This is a genomic window from Cecembia calidifontis (genome assembly GCF_004216715.1).
GTDB lineage: Bacteria > Bacteroidota > Bacteroidia > Cytophagales > Cyclobacteriaceae > Cecembia_A > Cecembia_A calidifontis.
Map to the genome: position 1 here is coordinate 4391386 of NZ_SGXG01000001.1, position 15236 is coordinate 4406621.

Below are 15236 nucleotides of genomic sequence, written 5' to 3' on the forward strand. Positions count from 1 at the left end.
GGGTATAAGGTCCGCTTACATGCGGAGAAATGGAGATTGCTAGTTTTTTCATAGAATATTTTTAAGAAATAAAAATAATGGTTATGTCTATTTAATATCCAAGGTTTAAATTTTTAACTAAGTGATCACCTTATTTATTAATAGATTTCTAATAAATGAATTTTTCATAATTTTCTTTGCTTAATATAGAATTCTCCACCAAACAAAGAAATAATCATTTTAATCAAGATCTGAAATCTTTTACGCCTATTGAAATAAGCTATCAAAAAAGCGCGAATAGCTTTATGTAACTCACCACTTGCAGCAGCTAAATCCCCTTTTCTTTCATGAATCTCTGACCATGGGATTTTATTTCTTTTTAGTGTCTTTTGGTGCTTTTCAATAAAATTTTCCACTGCCCTTAATTTTTTAGGAAAATTTCTGGACATGGAACCCGAATGGTAATAATAATTGACCAAAACCTCTGGCACAAATTCAAACTTACAGATAAAGGCCAAGCGGTAATACAATTCAATATCCTCTCTCCAAAAAAAATGCTCATCAAATCCATTGACCCGTTCCAAGTATTTCCTTTTTACCATCACCATAGAGGGTGGAGAAAAGTAATTCAATGCCAGCACTTTTTGGACCTCTCCTTTAACCTTAGGAAATTCTTTTTTAGAATGATTGCGATGGGAATCTATCAGGTTCCAACCACAGCTGATTACCCCAAATTCCTCCGGCAATTGCAAAAATAAGCTGAGTTGTTTTTCGATTTTTTCAGGCAGCCATTCATCGTCATCATCCAAAAAAGCAATATATTCTCCCTTGGCAGCATTTATTCCAGTATTTCTTGCACTGGGTAAACCTTTGTTCCATTCATGCTTTACATAAACAATACCCTTATTCCCATAAGAATTAACAATTAATTCCTTGGTCAATTTCCTAAATTCATTCTCTCCATCATTGTCATCAACTACAATAATTTCAATTTGCTTATACGTCTGATTGAGTACAGAATCAATGGCCCTGGCAAGAAATTCTGAGCGTTGAAAGGTGGGGATAATGACTGAAACCAAAGCTTGTTTCATTGAACTTCTATCAAAAATGGATTATGGATTTTAAAACGCACCTCCGGATTAATATGCTCTTGGATCAATTTAAATTTTGGTTCCAAATCTACTTTGGAGAAACCGTAAAACTTTCTGTTATGATAGGAGAGTTTATTCCTGGATGAAGCGTTTTTCAAGGCATACAATTTCCTTTTTAATTCAAATTTTAAGTAAAGTGCTTTGATTTGGGCATTACTCATCTCTTTTACTTTGCATTGCCCTTTTTCTTTTTCCACTTCTTTAATTACCTGAATCAGGTTTTCAAAAGCATTGCTCTTGAAATTTTCAAAAAGGCTGCTAACTTTTTCAATATTATTGATTTTACATCCAGCTTCTTTACCGGAAAGCACATCACGAAGGTAGTCAAAAACTTCGGTATGGTTTTTTAATTGTACTCCCATTTGATTTGGCAACCAAATATCCAAATTTGGATCATAATGAGGTTTATAATTGATTACCGGAACACCTGATAGCGCTGCTTCTATCGCAGTAGTACAGCCATCATGGATTACAGCTTTTGCACCCAAAATCCATGGTCCAACAGCACCTTCATGATTAACTATGATGTTATTTACACCCTTGAAAATAATTTTATAAGTTTCATGATTTTCAGAAGGATGGGGTCTGAAAACAAAATTGACTTCAGGGAATTTGACTGCAAGATGATGGGTTAGTTGAATCATAGCCACCATCTGATTGGTTGAATTTGAGAAAAAATCTATCCTTTTTAAGCGGGATTGAATGTCATCTACAAGATAATTTCCTATCTTAGAAAAAATATGGGATAAACCTATGCCATGATTAGCCACTCCATAATTCCCATTTATCAAAATAAAATCACCATACTTTTCTTGTAATTTTAAGGAAATAGGATTGTATATCCATGAATATTGTTTCGTATAAAGGTCAAATCTCGGATGCCCTGTCGTAATTATTTTAACATTTTCACTTCTATTTTTATCAAATTCATTTTGAAATTCACCCCATACACAAACTTTATCTTTTTCGTTAAAAAATCTGAGGTCATACTGCGATTTCAAAGTATTTTTCCAATCACTCTCAATTCCCGAAAATACTGCTCCTTCTTCATGAAGATAGACAACCTCAAAGCCTCTTGCTTTTAATGATTTATAATGCTCTCCATTTTCTAAATCACTTCTTTTTAAAAAAATATTTTTCCCAATGTAAATACCACCAAACAATCTTTCAGTGATTAAACTTAAAAAATCATATTGACCTATCCATAATTTCTTCCTTTGACTGGCAAGTTTTGCTGCCAAAACTAGTTTAAAATCAATCTCTCTATTTATGGTTTCAATTGGAAGTAAATAGTTCATATTTTTTCTTAAAAAAGGAAAATTTATTTAAAACGATCACCAATTCCATATTTAATTGTTGATTCTTTACCAATAAAGTCCGATAGATACTTCGGATGCATCCCAAATCCCGGTCTAATGCTCCTTACATTCTCCTCGGTAATGATTTCTCCGACTTCAATGTCCTTGACCACATACAAAGACCTGCAAAAATCACGGCTCTTTTGTTGTTTTTCGGTGAGATTGTAATCCACTACCCCAATTGCCTTTTCAGCCTCCCTGACTGCCTTAACCATATCCCCAAATTCCTGCTCGTTCATGGAAAAGGAAGCATCCGGACCTCCTATGGACCTGTCCAGAATAAAATGTTTTTCAATAATCTTTGCTCCAAAACAGGTGGCAACAATGGGTACCGTACTGCCCATGGTATGGTCAGATAGCCCTGTAATCACCCCGTATCTTTCCGCCATATCTTTCACCATCACCATATTGGCTTCCTCTATGGGGGCGGGATAGCTGGAAGTGCATTTCAACAAGGCCACCTCCCGGTTTCCCATTCTGTAGCAGGCATCCAATGCCAGTTCAATATCTTCCTGGGTGGCGATACCTGTTGAAATAATCACCGGTTTACCCTTGGAAGCCACATATTCAATCAAAGGAATGTCGGTGATCTCAAAGGAAGCTATTTTGTAAGCAGGTGCATTCAAATTCTCCAAAAAATCTACTGCTGTCTTATCAAAAGGAGAACTGAAACAGATGAGCCCTTCTTCCTTTGCTTTATTAAAGAGCGTTTCATGCCATTCCCACGGGGTATAAGCTTCTTTGTACAGGTCATATAGTTTCCTTCCATCCCAAAGGGTTCCTTTGATGATAAAGTCCTCCTTATCAGAATCCAAGGTAATGGTATCTGCCGTATAGGTTTGCAATTTGATGGCATCGGCCCCAGCCCGTTTTGCCGCTTTGATCGTAGCCAAGGCAGTTTCCAAGCTTCCATTGTGATTGGCTGAAAGCTCTGCGATAATAAATACGGGTGATGTTTTGCTAATATTATATGACCCTATTTGCATGTCAAATTTTAATTTCAAATTTCAATACGCCATTATCATGCTGGATTTTGTGAAACCCTAAACTTTCAAATATTTTTATCGAAGCAATATTGTCAGTTTGAACCAATCCCACAACTTTTTTCACTCCAATTCCTTCGTTCTTGAGATCAGATAAAAACATTTGAACAATTTTATTTCCAAATCCCCTGCCTTTATGTCCGGGCGCAATCAAATAACTGATGATTCCTTCTTGTTCCTTGATATCCAATCTTATAGAACCCACGGGTAATCCATTATCATCAAGGATTTTATAAAGACAATCAGGGTTAGAAATTTTTGACGTAAACCAACTGGTATGCGTATCAAGATTGATCCATTCCTTTGAAAATGAGTATTGCCTGGTTTCGGAATGATTGGCCCAATCAAAAGTCAAACTGACATCCTCTTGTGTAGCTTTCCTCAATGAGAGTTTAGTATGGATTTTAGTATGAATCAACACATCAATGAATTTTCCTTCAAACAAGCAATGTTCCCGTAATCTGGCATCTAATTTAAAACCTGCCTTTTCCAAAGCTGGGTAAAGTTTTGGACGGTTATCAAATGCATAGGTGAAAATTTTATGCAACTCCAATTCCTGAAAGGCTACTTCTTCTATCAACTTTAAATAAATCCCCCAGTGGTTTTCAAAATGTTCCTTTTCCAATGCCGTATCCATAATAAAGGATATCTCTGCATTTTTATCTATCCAGTTGATATGGACCAGCCCTCCGTAACCGATGCATTCTCCATTCTCTAAATAGGAAAACAAAATCTGATTGGGTTTATCCTGCTCAAAAAGTTGGGCTACCACATTTTCAAAATAAGCATCCTGATCAGCTTCTGTCAAGGGCTGATTCTGTCTAAGGTGATAAATCTGTTCATTGCGCCACTTCATAATGGCATACCTATCCTCCATTCTAATTGGAGCAATTGAATAGTTTCCGGAGGTGTAAACCTGCCTATTTAATACTTTGTAGGTAGCCATATTTCAGTTCTGCCAAATGCCAGTCATGTTCGTTGTCTATGTCCTGAACTTCCAATGTACTGATCTCCAAACCAATGGAATTATTTGTAAATAATTGCCCAGACTTCAAAAACCTATCTACTACAAACCAATACCATTGGCCTGCATCATGAAAGGCTTCCGGAAAATCCTGTGATCTTTTATTCAGGTTTTCCGGCCAGATCATGCCAACCCTTCCATCATCTGATCTTTTGAAACTCCTGAATATGGGATAAGAAAAAGCAGAAATTGGAAAAACACTATCCGCATTTTCTGTGATCAGTTTATTAAATCCTTCTGCTAACCTTTGGGCCGTTGTAAATGGCGCTGTTGCATAACAACAGCAAGCATATTCAAAACTTATCCCCTCATTTTCATACTTCTTTAAAACCTCAGCCAGCACATCAGCAGTCGTTGCAAAATCATCTGCAGTGGATGCACTTCTCATAAAAGGAACCTCTGCCCCATACTTTACTGAAACTCCTGCAATTTCCTCATCATCCGTTGAAACCATCACTTTATCAAAAAGTCCGGATTGCAAAGCAGCTTCAATACTATAGGCTATGATAGGTTTCCCCCAAAAATCCCTGATATTTTTCCTGGGAATCCTCTTACTTCCACCCCTAGCCGGAATTATACAAAGCTTACTCATCAAAAAACTTATATACAGACTGTATCACAAAATCCTGTTCCTCAAGGGTCAACGTGGGATACACGGGAAGGCTTAGGCAACCAGAATAATACTTTTCTGCCATTGGCAAATCACCTTCTTTCCATCCAAATTGCCTGTAATAAGGCATCAAATGGGCAGGTATATAGTGGATTTGGGCAAAAATATTCAAGCTTCTCAAATAATTTATTAACTCTTTGCGCTTCTCCACTTGAATCACATACAGGTGATAGGCATGTCCTTCAACCACTCCAGATTGGTGTTTGATTGGGGTAAAATCTTTAAATGCTTCGAAGTATCTGGTTGCTATTTCCTTTCTTTTTTGCAAACCTGCATCAGCTCTTTTTAACTGGCTTAAGCCTAAAGCAGACTGAAAATCAGTAAGTCTATAGTTATAGCCCAGTTCCTGCATTTCATAATACCATACGCCATGATCCTCTATCTTGAGCGTTGGATCCTGTTGTATGCCATGAGTTCTTAAGTTAAGAAGCTTTTTATACAATACTTCATCATTGGTGGTTATCATCCCTCCTTCCCCGGCTGCAATATGTTTGACAGGATGGAAAGAAAAAATAGCCAAATCAGCATACCTTCCCGAACCTGACATCACTTTTTCGCCAGCACTATTGATAAAATAGCCCCCCGGAGAATGGCAGGCATCTTCGATAATCCAACAGCCAAATTCATCTGCCAACGCTCTGAATGCTTCCATATCCACTACCCTGCCGGCAAAATTTACCGGAATAATACCTTTGATTTCTTTTTGAGTATCTGCCTCAAGTAGTTCTCTAACTTTATTGATATCTAATAAATATGTATCTGGATCAATGTCTGCAAAAACAACTTCTCCCCCACAATATCGGACACAGTTAGCCGATGCCACGAAAGTAATCGGAGTTGTAATGACCTTATCCCCTGGCTGTACTCCTAATGCCATCGCATTTAAGTGAAGGGCCGCCGTTCCGTTTGATACAGCCACCGCATATTTTGCGCCAACATAAGAGGCAAATGCTTCCTCAAATTTTTTTATATTCGGTCCCTGTGTCAACCATTCTGATTGCAACACTTCCACTACAGCATCAATATCTTCTTGGGTAATATGCTGTCTGCCGTACGGTATTTTTTTCATTTAAACTTTAAAAGTTAGCTGTACAATTTCATTTTTAATTTATGGATTCAATCCTGACCATTCTTTTGGATATTCTTATCAAGCAGAAACAATGAGCGGCTTTTTCTTTAACTGGATTTTGAAAAAGAACAAAATCAATTAACCATTTAAATCTTCAATTCCATCACCAACCAGAGAAAAATTCAACTGGCTTCTCCCATTTAAAATTATTTTCAAGGGCAGAAAGTTTACAAGACTTTGATTTGGTAGCACCCATTGACCTAATTTGGTCAAAGTCTAAATCATTCAACAAAGTCGCATTTTATTTCCCTTGCGTTTCCAAAAAGACTGAGATCACATTCTTTGTCCATTCGACAGAGTTTGTTCCATATCCCAATCCATTGTATTCAAAGCTTGGTTAATGTTTCTCTATTACGGCAAATAATTTTGATCTATAATTATCAGGGCCATTCAAATACGCTTTTTTCAAATCTTAAAAAAACCTGTGTTAATCAACAGTGGATATTTTTTTAACATTCAGGAAGTTAGTGGCTTTACTTTGGAAATATTCACTCCATTAATATAAAACCTTAAATCCGCAGGGCGGATTTAAAAAAAGCCGAAAAAGTGGCTGAATTTATTCAATTCAGGCTTTTCCGGCTCGTTTTTTTTTCACTTATTTAGGTGTTACCACACATCCTTGATAAGCGGTATGAAAATTACGAATTCGACAGAAAAAATCACACCTTTCGGAGGTTTTAATTTTGTTTTTAACTCTTTCAAAAATTCTGGTCTCCCAGAACTCATTGATAATCAATTGGGGGTTAGAGCCTTAAGGGGAGGGTTTTCATACAGTGACATTTTCGCCAATCATATGGCTATTTTCTTTAATGGTGGCGACTGTACTGAAGATATCAATGTTCACTTGAGAGACGCACTTGAACAGGTCCCTTCATTTTCAGTATGCAGTGCCGATACAATTCTGAGAGGTATCAAAGAGCTTGCTGTTGATACAGAACTCTTTATAAATCCGTCCAGTGGAGTAAGCCATGAATTTAATATCAATGGAAAACTCAACAGCTTGTTGTTAAAATCAGCTTGTAAGACCGGATTACTCAAGTCAGGTGTTGCTTACGACCTCGATTATGACAACACCGTCATTCCAACTGAAAAGTACGATTCAAAAAAGACATATAAACACGTCTATGGATATCAGCCAGGTGTAGCTTCCATAGCACATCCTGAATTTTCACAGGCCATTCCTGTGTACGTAGAGGGCAGAAATGGCAACAGTCAGGCCAAATATTTGCAGGCTGATACACTTACACGCATGTTTGGGCAGCTTACCAATGAAAATATCCGTATCGGAAGGTTCAGAGCCGATTCAGCATCCTATCAGGAAGAAGTTCTCCGCACACTGGAAGCACATACCGAAAGCTTTTATATACGGGCAAACAGATGTGCCAAACTGGATAATATCCTTGGAAGTATAGCCCCTGAGAAGTGGCAGAAAATACGTTTGGGTGTACAGGAAATGGAAGTTACTGACCTATCCGACTACAAACCTTTCGGTAAAGACAGGTCTTACAGGCTGGTCATTACCAGAATCAGGCGTAAAGACGGGCAGGCAGATGTGTTTAGTGGAGATGCATTTACTTACAGGGCTATTCTGACCAATGAACATACATCGTCCAATGAAGCTGTTGTAAGGTTTTATAACGCCCGGGGTGCAAGCGAACGCTTGTTTGATGTACTCAACAATGACTTTGGCTGGTCTAAGTTGCCCTGTTCGTTCCTTGCAGAGAATACCTCCTTTATGCTTATGACGGCTATGTATGCCAATTTTTACACCTATATCATTGGAGAGTATTCCAGAAAAGTTGATTGGCTTAAGCCTACCGACAGGCTCAAGAAGTTTATCTTCAGATTTATCACTGTTTCAGCCAAGTGGATAAGAACGGGAAGAAGAGAAGTGCTCAAACTGTTCACGAGTAAGGATTACAAGCCGATTTTGAACTAAATTCAGATAAAAACCCCTCAGGAGCTCAAAAAATAAAGATTTACAGGGAAGAGGTATGCCTTTTCCATTAAAATTGAGGAAAAAAACCGTCCATTTTATCCTCAAACCTAAAATCCATTGTCTCAAAACTATGAACACTCTTCAATCAAAGGGAAGAAATTCCCGAACTAGACCAAAAATGAACACAAACAAGCAGATTCAAATCTCCAAACTAAAATCCTGCGGATTTTAGGTAAAATATTTTTTTGACGCCAATTATGGAAATGATAGAACCAAATCAAAGAATTTCCTGCAATTCTACCATTTTTTTAAAATTTCCCGAATGATGGATCAATTTTTCAAAACTTCCTTTTTCTTCTATCCGGCCCTGACTCATCAGCACCACCTCATCAGCATTTCGGATGGTGGACAGCCTATGGGCCACAATCAGGATGGTGTATTGCCCCTTCAATTGGTCAATATTGTCCTGTATGGCCTTTTCGGTTTCGGAATCCAGGGCCGAAGTGGCCTCGTCCATTACCAGGATATCGATCTCCTTGTACAGCTCCCGGGCGATGGAAAGCCGCTGCCGCTGCCCCCCGGAGAGGTTGATGCCATTGTTCCCCAAGACCGCCCCCTCCTGACCCTCCAGGCTCCTCACAAAGTCTGCGATGGCTGCCTTGTCCAGGGCTTCCCAGAAGCGCTTTCGGTTGGTCGAACTCGGTACCGCCCAGAAGGTCACATTGTTGAAAACCGTGTCATTGAAAATCACAGGCTCCTGGGTAATGTACCCGATGCGGGACTGATAGGTGCGGATATCCAGGTCCCGGATGTCCTGCCCATCGATCAGGATTTGGCCTTTTTCGGGCGGCATCAGGCCGGCAATCAGGTTGACCAAGGTGGTCTTGCCCGAGCCCGATTCCCCCACAAAGGCATAGGTCTTTTTGGCTTCCAGTGCCAGGTCAATGTCCTGAAGGATGATTTTGTTTCCGTACCGGAAGTCCAGTCCCCTAAGCTGTATGCCTTCCCTGAAGCGCTCCAAGGGTTGCTTGCCGTAGCGCTCCTGTTGCTTGCTGATTTCCTTTTGGAAGCCCGTCATGTTCTCCAGCGAACCGGAGACATTGAGGAAGTTGTTCCACATGGTCTGCACATGCATCAGGTAGGTCAAGGCCCGAAAGAAAAAGAGCAGGGAAAGGATAATCAGCCCTAATCCGGAACCAAAGACCTTGACCTGCACGAGGATCACCGCCACCACCACCGCGATGGTCAGGGGCTCCCGGGTAGCCTCTAAGATGGCATTGTAATAGCCGATTTTTTTATTGTTGTCCTCGATGGAACGGATGGCGGTTTTGAGTTTGTCGGAAAAGACGCTGTTCAGGGCAGTAGCTTTTAGGTATTTGAAAAAGGCCACTTTCTGGATCAGCAGTCCCTGATAGCCATGGGCATCGAGGGTGATTTTTTTGGAAACCGCCTTGGTCCTTTTGTACAGCTGTTGAAAAAGAAAATTGGACAGCACCCCTCCCACCGCTATCAGCAGGGCAAACTGGGGATTGGCCAAGAAGGCCAGCAGCACATAGACCGTCAGCATGATGGCAGACTGCATGGTACTCATGTAGAAGCGGTAGGCATTGGCCACCCTTTCGGTTTCCCCGCTGAGGGTATTCTGAATCCTGCCGGCATCGGAGGTCACGAAGGCCTTGTACTGGAAATGGGTAAGCTTGTCCACATTGTCCAATCGGAGCTTGGAGATGAAATACTGTTGGACGATGACCTTGTAATATTGCTCCACAAACTTGGCGATGCCCTTGAGGGAAAAGAAAAAGAGCATGGTGAGCAGCACGGTCACCAGGCTAAGTTCCAGGCCGAGTATGGTGAGTCCCTTGACCAGAAAGGCCAGGTTGCCCAGTCCTTCTGCACTTGCTGTCCCATCCCCTACCATCTCCAGCATGGGGATAAACATGGCGAGGCCGAAGCCGTCCATCAGGCCTACTAGGATACTGAGTCCCAGGGCCACAAAGATCCTGTAGCGCAGTTGCAGGTAAAAGTAACTGAAATGCGTAAAGTATTTGAGGACAAACTTCTTAAGCAGCAACATCCGATTATGAAATAGACTGAGTACCAGGCGATGGAAAAAAAGGGAACTGACTTAGCCCCATCCCCGCCAATCCAAATATAAGGGGTAAGATCGGAGATAGGAACCTTCCGTCCCAATCTTCGGTCATAATCCCAACAGTAAGCGCATGAATGCCAATAAAAACCACAGAAAAAAGAAGGGCAGACCGGTCCATCCTGCCGGATTTCAGGAAGCGTAGGGCAAGGTAATAAGAAGGTAAGAGTAGCAAAATAGAATGGACATTATGCATCCAGGACCAAAAGGGCCGCACATGAAGAAAAAAAAGCAAAAGTTTCCCGACAAATTGCTTGAACCAAAACCAAGGGTTATAGAGCACAAAAAGGATGATTTGTATAAAAACGGAGTAGGATTTGTCCGGCATGCGCAAATCAGCAGGTGGCTCCAAGCTCAGATAGGGATAAAAATCTTTGCCTTCAAATAAAAACATACCATAAATCAAGTCTCCCCTTTCATAATCATACAAAATAAAAAATGTTTCCAACATGGTATTCAACAGCAGCATCATTCCTGCCAAGGTAAATAGAACCAGTCCGGTTTTGAGGAATGGGCTTTTTTTTTTTCCAGTAGCCATATAGAACAGGAACTGTCAGTGCGCCCAATAGGGCAATACCTGTGGGTTTACAGAAAATGGTAGCCAAAAATATGAAACAGGATAATGCTTTTCCAAGGATCCCCCATTGCTGACTTCTCCATTGAACCAGGCACCAAAGACTGAAACAGGTGAGGGAGATATAAAGGGATTCGGTCAGAATGTAAGCTGGATATAGGGTGTTTTTAAAATAAAGGAGATACAGTAATCCGCTTACCCCCGCTGCCCAATCGTTTTGTGAGTAAAGCCTTACGGCCTTGTAGAGGCATATCAGGGCTATAAGTCCCATGGAGTATTGGGCAAAAACAATCAGCGCCGGGGAAGGATGGAGATAAGAAAGCAGCAGGATAAAAATCGGGTAGGTTACGTACCAGATATTGTGTTCTTCCACAAAAAAGCCCAGCTCCCTCATATTGGCTGCATAATCCAAATAGCGGGGAGAATCAGCCACTATTTTGATCCCCAAATACTGAAACATCAGGTAGCTGCTGATCAGGTACAGGATGCCCAGGATGGGAAGAATGTATTTGGTTGGCATACTTATAAAATGGTTTTTTTGCTTTCCTAGCTATGCCGGTTTACTACCGGATTAGGCTTCACCTTGTCATTTCGACGACGAGGAACGAGGAGGAGAAATCTAAGTCACGGATAAAGGATTAGATTTCTCCTTTCAGTCTAAATGAATTGTGTTTGATTTCAAGTTTTGATCAAAATATTATTTTAAAATAAGATTAAGATGTCTGTAGTTTTTATCATATCCAACACCTGATTTAGCAACTGCAAACGCTTGTTTAATCAACTTATTCACCACCGCAGTCATGGCTACTTTATGTGCTTTCCCTTTTGCCCTCAGGCGTAGATATAAATATTTACATGTTTGATTATAGGCTTTAGCAGACTCATATGGGGCTGTCCGAAAAGGGCAGCTTTTTTTATGCCGCTATTTTTTGATTTTGAAAATCCAATGCCATTACCAGTGATCTTTGATTAGAATTTTCCTTTGGAACGTAAAATACCGGCCGACTATTGTAGGGTTTATAACCCAAAGATGATTTTTTAGATAGTTTTAGTCCAGAGTGCATACTTTTAGCCACCATTTTTCTCAGATTATGGCCAATTGCCATCAATAAGAACTCTAATTCCACTTTTTCTAAACCAGTGAGTGTAAATCTGTTGAATTTATTATTGCTTTTCAGCTGGCCAAACGCAGCTTCCGCCTCTATTGGTCTTTTGCTCCTGTGTTCAAGCCCCTTTTTATTCATTAGTTTTTCCTTGGCCTGCTGTTTTAAGAAGTTTAACCTATGGTTCACTTCGATTCTTCTGTTACCTGTCGCTTTGTGGCATTGTGCTCTTAAGGGGCATCCTTCACAGTTTTTTGCCTGATAATAAGTTACTTGAGATACATACCCATTGCTTGAAGTGCGCTTTCCTTGTCCAACATTCTCCATCCGCTGTCCCATGGGGCATACGTAAAAATCTTGCGCTGCATTGTAGAAAAGATTTTGGGGAAGAAAAGGATTGTTCTTTGTCTTCTTCTTTTGCTCCATGTGGAAGTAATTGTATTTCACATAGGCATCAACTCCCTTTTTTTCAAGCATTTCATAATTCTCCTCACTGCCGTATCCTGCATCAGCTACTATCTCTTTACTTTGTTTACTATACGATTTTTCAAAACTGTCCAAGTGGGATTTTAAAGTGGTGGTATCCCCTGCTGTTTGGTGGATAGTAGCATGGGTAATGAATTGATTTTCAGTTGATATCTGAGGATTGTAAGCGGGTTTTAGTTGTCCGTTTTTCATGTGGTCCTCTTTCATTCTCATGAATGTGGCATCATGATCTGTCTTACTGTACGAATTTCTATCCCCCAAAATCTCCAGGTCTTTTTCATACTTCTCCAGCTTGGGAAGATGTTCTTCCTGAAGTTTTTGAAGCTCCTTAGCAATCTTCTTTGAAGGCTCTTTTAGCTTTTTATTTATGGCTGAAAGCCGCTCCCTTAATTCTTCAGAATCAATTTTTTTAGGCAATTCTTCTTGATTAACTTCTTGATTATCTGATAGGATGCTTTCTTCGATATCTGATAAAACACTCTTGATCTTACCTTCTAACCTTTCTTTGTGCTTTTCAACTGTCTTACGCCAGACAAAAGTGTACTTATTGGATTTTGCTTCAATCTTGGTTCCGTCAATGTATTGTACATCAAGGCTTACATATCCCATCTCAACAAGCATTTTTACCACTTCGGCAAACAATGTCTTGATGGAGTCTTTTAAGATTTTACCGCGGAAATCGTTGATGGTTCTGAAATCGGGGGTTGAGTTTCCTGAGATAAACATGAAATGTATGTTCTCATTAAGTGCTTTGGCTATTTTCCTACATGAATACACATTGGATAAATAGCTGTAGAACAGCACTTTAATCATCATTCGTGGATGATAGGCTGATGTACCGCCTCCCTTGTACCTCTTTATAATATCACTGATATCCAAAGAGTTAACCACAGTGTCAACCAATCGAGCAGGGTGGTTATCAGGGATTTTATCAAAAATATTTGCCGGAAATAATTCTGGACAATTGCCAGTCTGATTTTTAAAAACTACCTTAGACATTGTTGTATTTTGTTCAACTCTAAAATAATAATTTTAGAGAAAATCAACAATAAAAAAAGGGTGTCTCGACTTTTCGGACACCCCCATCTTATCGAAGTCTTCTGACTGAAAAATAACCCAAAGCCGACCTAAGGAACTTGGTTTTTTGGAAGTAGGTCTTTTGGTTAATTTTTATCCGTGGCCCCGATTCTCGGGACAAGCTTTCCTGTCCCGGGCTATCCAATATAGAATATTCAGGATAGGACTACACCCTATCCTAGGCTATCCAGCCCCTATCTTATTAGCCAATCGTCTCCTGCTTAAAGGTTGGCAAGCTTGTTTCTAGTTTCTTGAGCTTAATTCTAATTTTCCCCGCCCTGCATCCTATCTCCGCCCTAAAATGACCCAAATGGATCACTTCTTAACGGTCGGTCCTCTCGCTTCTCGCTTATCATCTCTCGCTTCTCTCCTCAGCCCCATAAACCCAACCACTTATCCCAAAGGAATTTGTTGGGCAGGTTAACCAGCCAAGAGACTGTCAAAAATGAAAGCAGCGCCACTTTTTTCTTTTGAACATTTTCCACCAATTGACCCAAATGGGCCAGTCCGTACACATAGAGGAGTAGGACAATGGGAGATAGGATACGGAAATCAAAGGCATCAAAAGGGGAAATAATACGAAGAAATATAATTCCCAATAAATAGAATATGGCAACCTGAAAAGGTAAAGTTTGAAAAAGACCGGAAGGCCTACCGGTTTTTTTGATCAAAAAGAAAACCACCAATAACTGAAAGAGAAATAAGACTAATGCCAGGATATCTTTGGCCCCAAAGCTCCAGAAATTTCGGGCAAAGGCAAAGATATTCAACACTCCCCTGCCTAGGTAATAGAGAAAGGTATTGGTGCTTTCCTGACCAGGATATATTCTAGGTGCTCCTGTAAGATGGCCTGTCTGCCAATAATTGAAACCCAAGTAAGCAAGTAGATACAAGGCACTCAATGCCAAAGTATAGGCGTAGTGTTTTTGTTTTTTGGTCCCCAGATAGAAATAAGTGTATAGAAAATGGAAAAATAGAAAGGCCCAAAAAATTATTCCGGCATAGCGCAGAGTGAATAATCCAATCAAGACCAAAGTCAAGATCTTCCAGTATTTTGAGGTATTATTTTTTTCCAAAAGAACGACAAAAGCTAAAACAAAAAACAGGAAAGGACCTTCTGACCAGGTATGGGAATAAACCTCCATCATACCGTAAGAAACAAAGGCCAAAGCTGCCCAGGGTCCAAACTTCCCAAAGCGCTTGTAGAGCAGTATCACCATTCCTGCCAAAAAAAGCAGGTTGACCACTTTACTCGCCCACAGCAGATCGGGAATCAAGAGTCCCAAAGCAGCAATCAACAGTGGGTATCCTATGGGCCAAATAGCAAAATATTGAACTGGACTAGTAGCGTCAAACGGATAGGTATAAGGCGCTACCATACCTTTACCTGTAAGCAGGTTTTCGGCTGCCTGCAAATAAAAAAAGGAATCCGGCGATTGGTAATTTGTTGCCCCTGCACATGCCCTAAGGAAAATGCTAGCAGTTATCATAAAAAAAAGAAGACTTAAAATAATTAGTGTATTTTTTTCCGAAGCCATTTTTTTACTTTTTACTTCT

The 15236-nt window shown here is 40.0% G+C and carries 12 protein-coding genes and 1 pseudogene; 1 reads left to right on the forward strand and 12 read right to left on the reverse strand.

Annotated features, from left to right (window positions below; all coding sequences use genetic code 11):
* Window positions 1-164: 164 nt before the first annotated feature.
* From BC751_RS18970 to pseC, 6 genes are read right to left on the reverse strand one after another with little or no spacing between them, the layout of a single operon-like run.
* Window positions 165-1070, reverse strand: coding sequence for a glycosyltransferase family 2 protein (locus BC751_RS18970; protein ID WP_130276992.1), 906 nt, complete (start codon window positions 1068-1070; stop codon window positions 165-167).
* Complete coding sequence (locus tag BC751_RS18975) at window positions 1067-2428, reverse strand: surface carbohydrate biosynthesis protein (protein WP_130276993.1); 1362 nt, start codon at window positions 2426-2428, stop codon at window positions 1067-1069. The genes BC751_RS18970 and BC751_RS18975 overlap by 4 nt, the downstream gene beginning before the upstream one ends.
* 23 nt (window positions 2429-2451) lie before the next feature.
* A complete protein-coding gene (gene pseI, locus BC751_RS18980; RefSeq protein ID WP_130276994.1) occupies window positions 2452-3474 on the reverse strand; it encodes a pseudaminic acid synthase in 1023 nt (340 codons plus the stop codon).
* 1 nt (window position 3475) lies between these two features.
* Complete coding sequence (locus tag BC751_RS18985; RefSeq protein ID WP_130276995.1) at window positions 3476-4477, reverse strand: GNAT family N-acetyltransferase; 1002 nt, start codon at window positions 4475-4477, stop codon at window positions 3476-3478.
* Window positions 4452-5147, reverse strand: coding sequence for a pseudaminic acid cytidylyltransferase (gene pseF, locus BC751_RS18990; RefSeq protein WP_130276996.1), 696 nt, complete (start codon window positions 5145-5147; stop codon window positions 4452-4454). The genes BC751_RS18985 and pseF overlap by 26 nt, the downstream gene beginning before the upstream one ends.
* A complete protein-coding gene (pseC, locus tag BC751_RS18995; protein WP_130276997.1) occupies window positions 5140-6294 on the reverse strand; it encodes a UDP-4-amino-4,6-dideoxy-N-acetyl-beta-L-altrosamine transaminase in 1155 nt (384 codons plus the stop codon). Before pseC ends, pseF begins: the two co-directional genes overlap by 8 nt.
* Window positions 6295-6985: 691 nt before the next feature.
* Here pseC and BC751_RS19000 point away from each other — a divergent pair.
* Window positions 6986-8293: an IS1380 family transposase gene (locus BC751_RS19000; protein ID WP_130273823.1), complete on the forward strand. Its 1308-nt coding sequence runs from the start codon at window positions 6986-6988 to the stop codon at window positions 8291-8293.
* Window positions 8294-8570: 277 nt separating this feature from the next.
* Here BC751_RS19000 and BC751_RS19005 read toward each other — a convergent pair whose 3' ends face one another.
* The 6 genes and pseudogenes from BC751_RS19005 to BC751_RS19025 all read right to left on the reverse strand — a co-directional run bounded on the left by BC751_RS19005 (window position 8571) and on the right by BC751_RS19025 (window position 15169).
* Window positions 8571-10367: an ABC transporter ATP-binding protein gene (locus BC751_RS19005; RefSeq protein WP_130276998.1), complete on the reverse strand. Its 1797-nt coding sequence runs from the start codon at window positions 10365-10367 to the stop codon at window positions 8571-8573.
* A 4-nt stretch (window positions 10368-10371) separates the two neighbouring features.
* Window positions 10372-10890 (reverse strand): hypothetical protein, encoded by a 519-nt coding sequence (locus BC751_RS19010; RefSeq protein ID WP_165389862.1) that lies wholly within the window; start codon window positions 10888-10890, stop codon window positions 10372-10374.
* Entirely contained in the window at window positions 10862-11533 is a 672-nt protein-coding gene (locus BC751_RS19015; protein WP_130277000.1) for a hypothetical protein, read from the reverse strand. The genes BC751_RS19010 and BC751_RS19015 overlap by 29 nt, the downstream gene beginning before the upstream one ends.
* A gap of 177 nt (window positions 11534-11710) precedes the next feature.
* Window positions 11711-11893 (reverse strand): annotated as a pseudogene (locus BC751_RS22510) (hypothetical protein); the annotation flags it as partial.
* Between the two features lie 34 nt (window positions 11894-11927).
* Window positions 11928-13601: an IS1182 family transposase gene (locus BC751_RS19020; protein ID WP_130273766.1), complete on the reverse strand. Its 1674-nt coding sequence runs from the start codon at window positions 13599-13601 to the stop codon at window positions 11928-11930.
* Window positions 13602-14050: 449 nt separating this feature from the next.
* A complete protein-coding gene (locus tag BC751_RS19025) occupies window positions 14051-15169 on the reverse strand; it encodes a hypothetical protein (RefSeq protein ID WP_130277001.1) in 1119 nt (372 codons plus the stop codon).
* Between the last annotated feature and the right edge of the window lie 67 nt (window positions 15170-15236).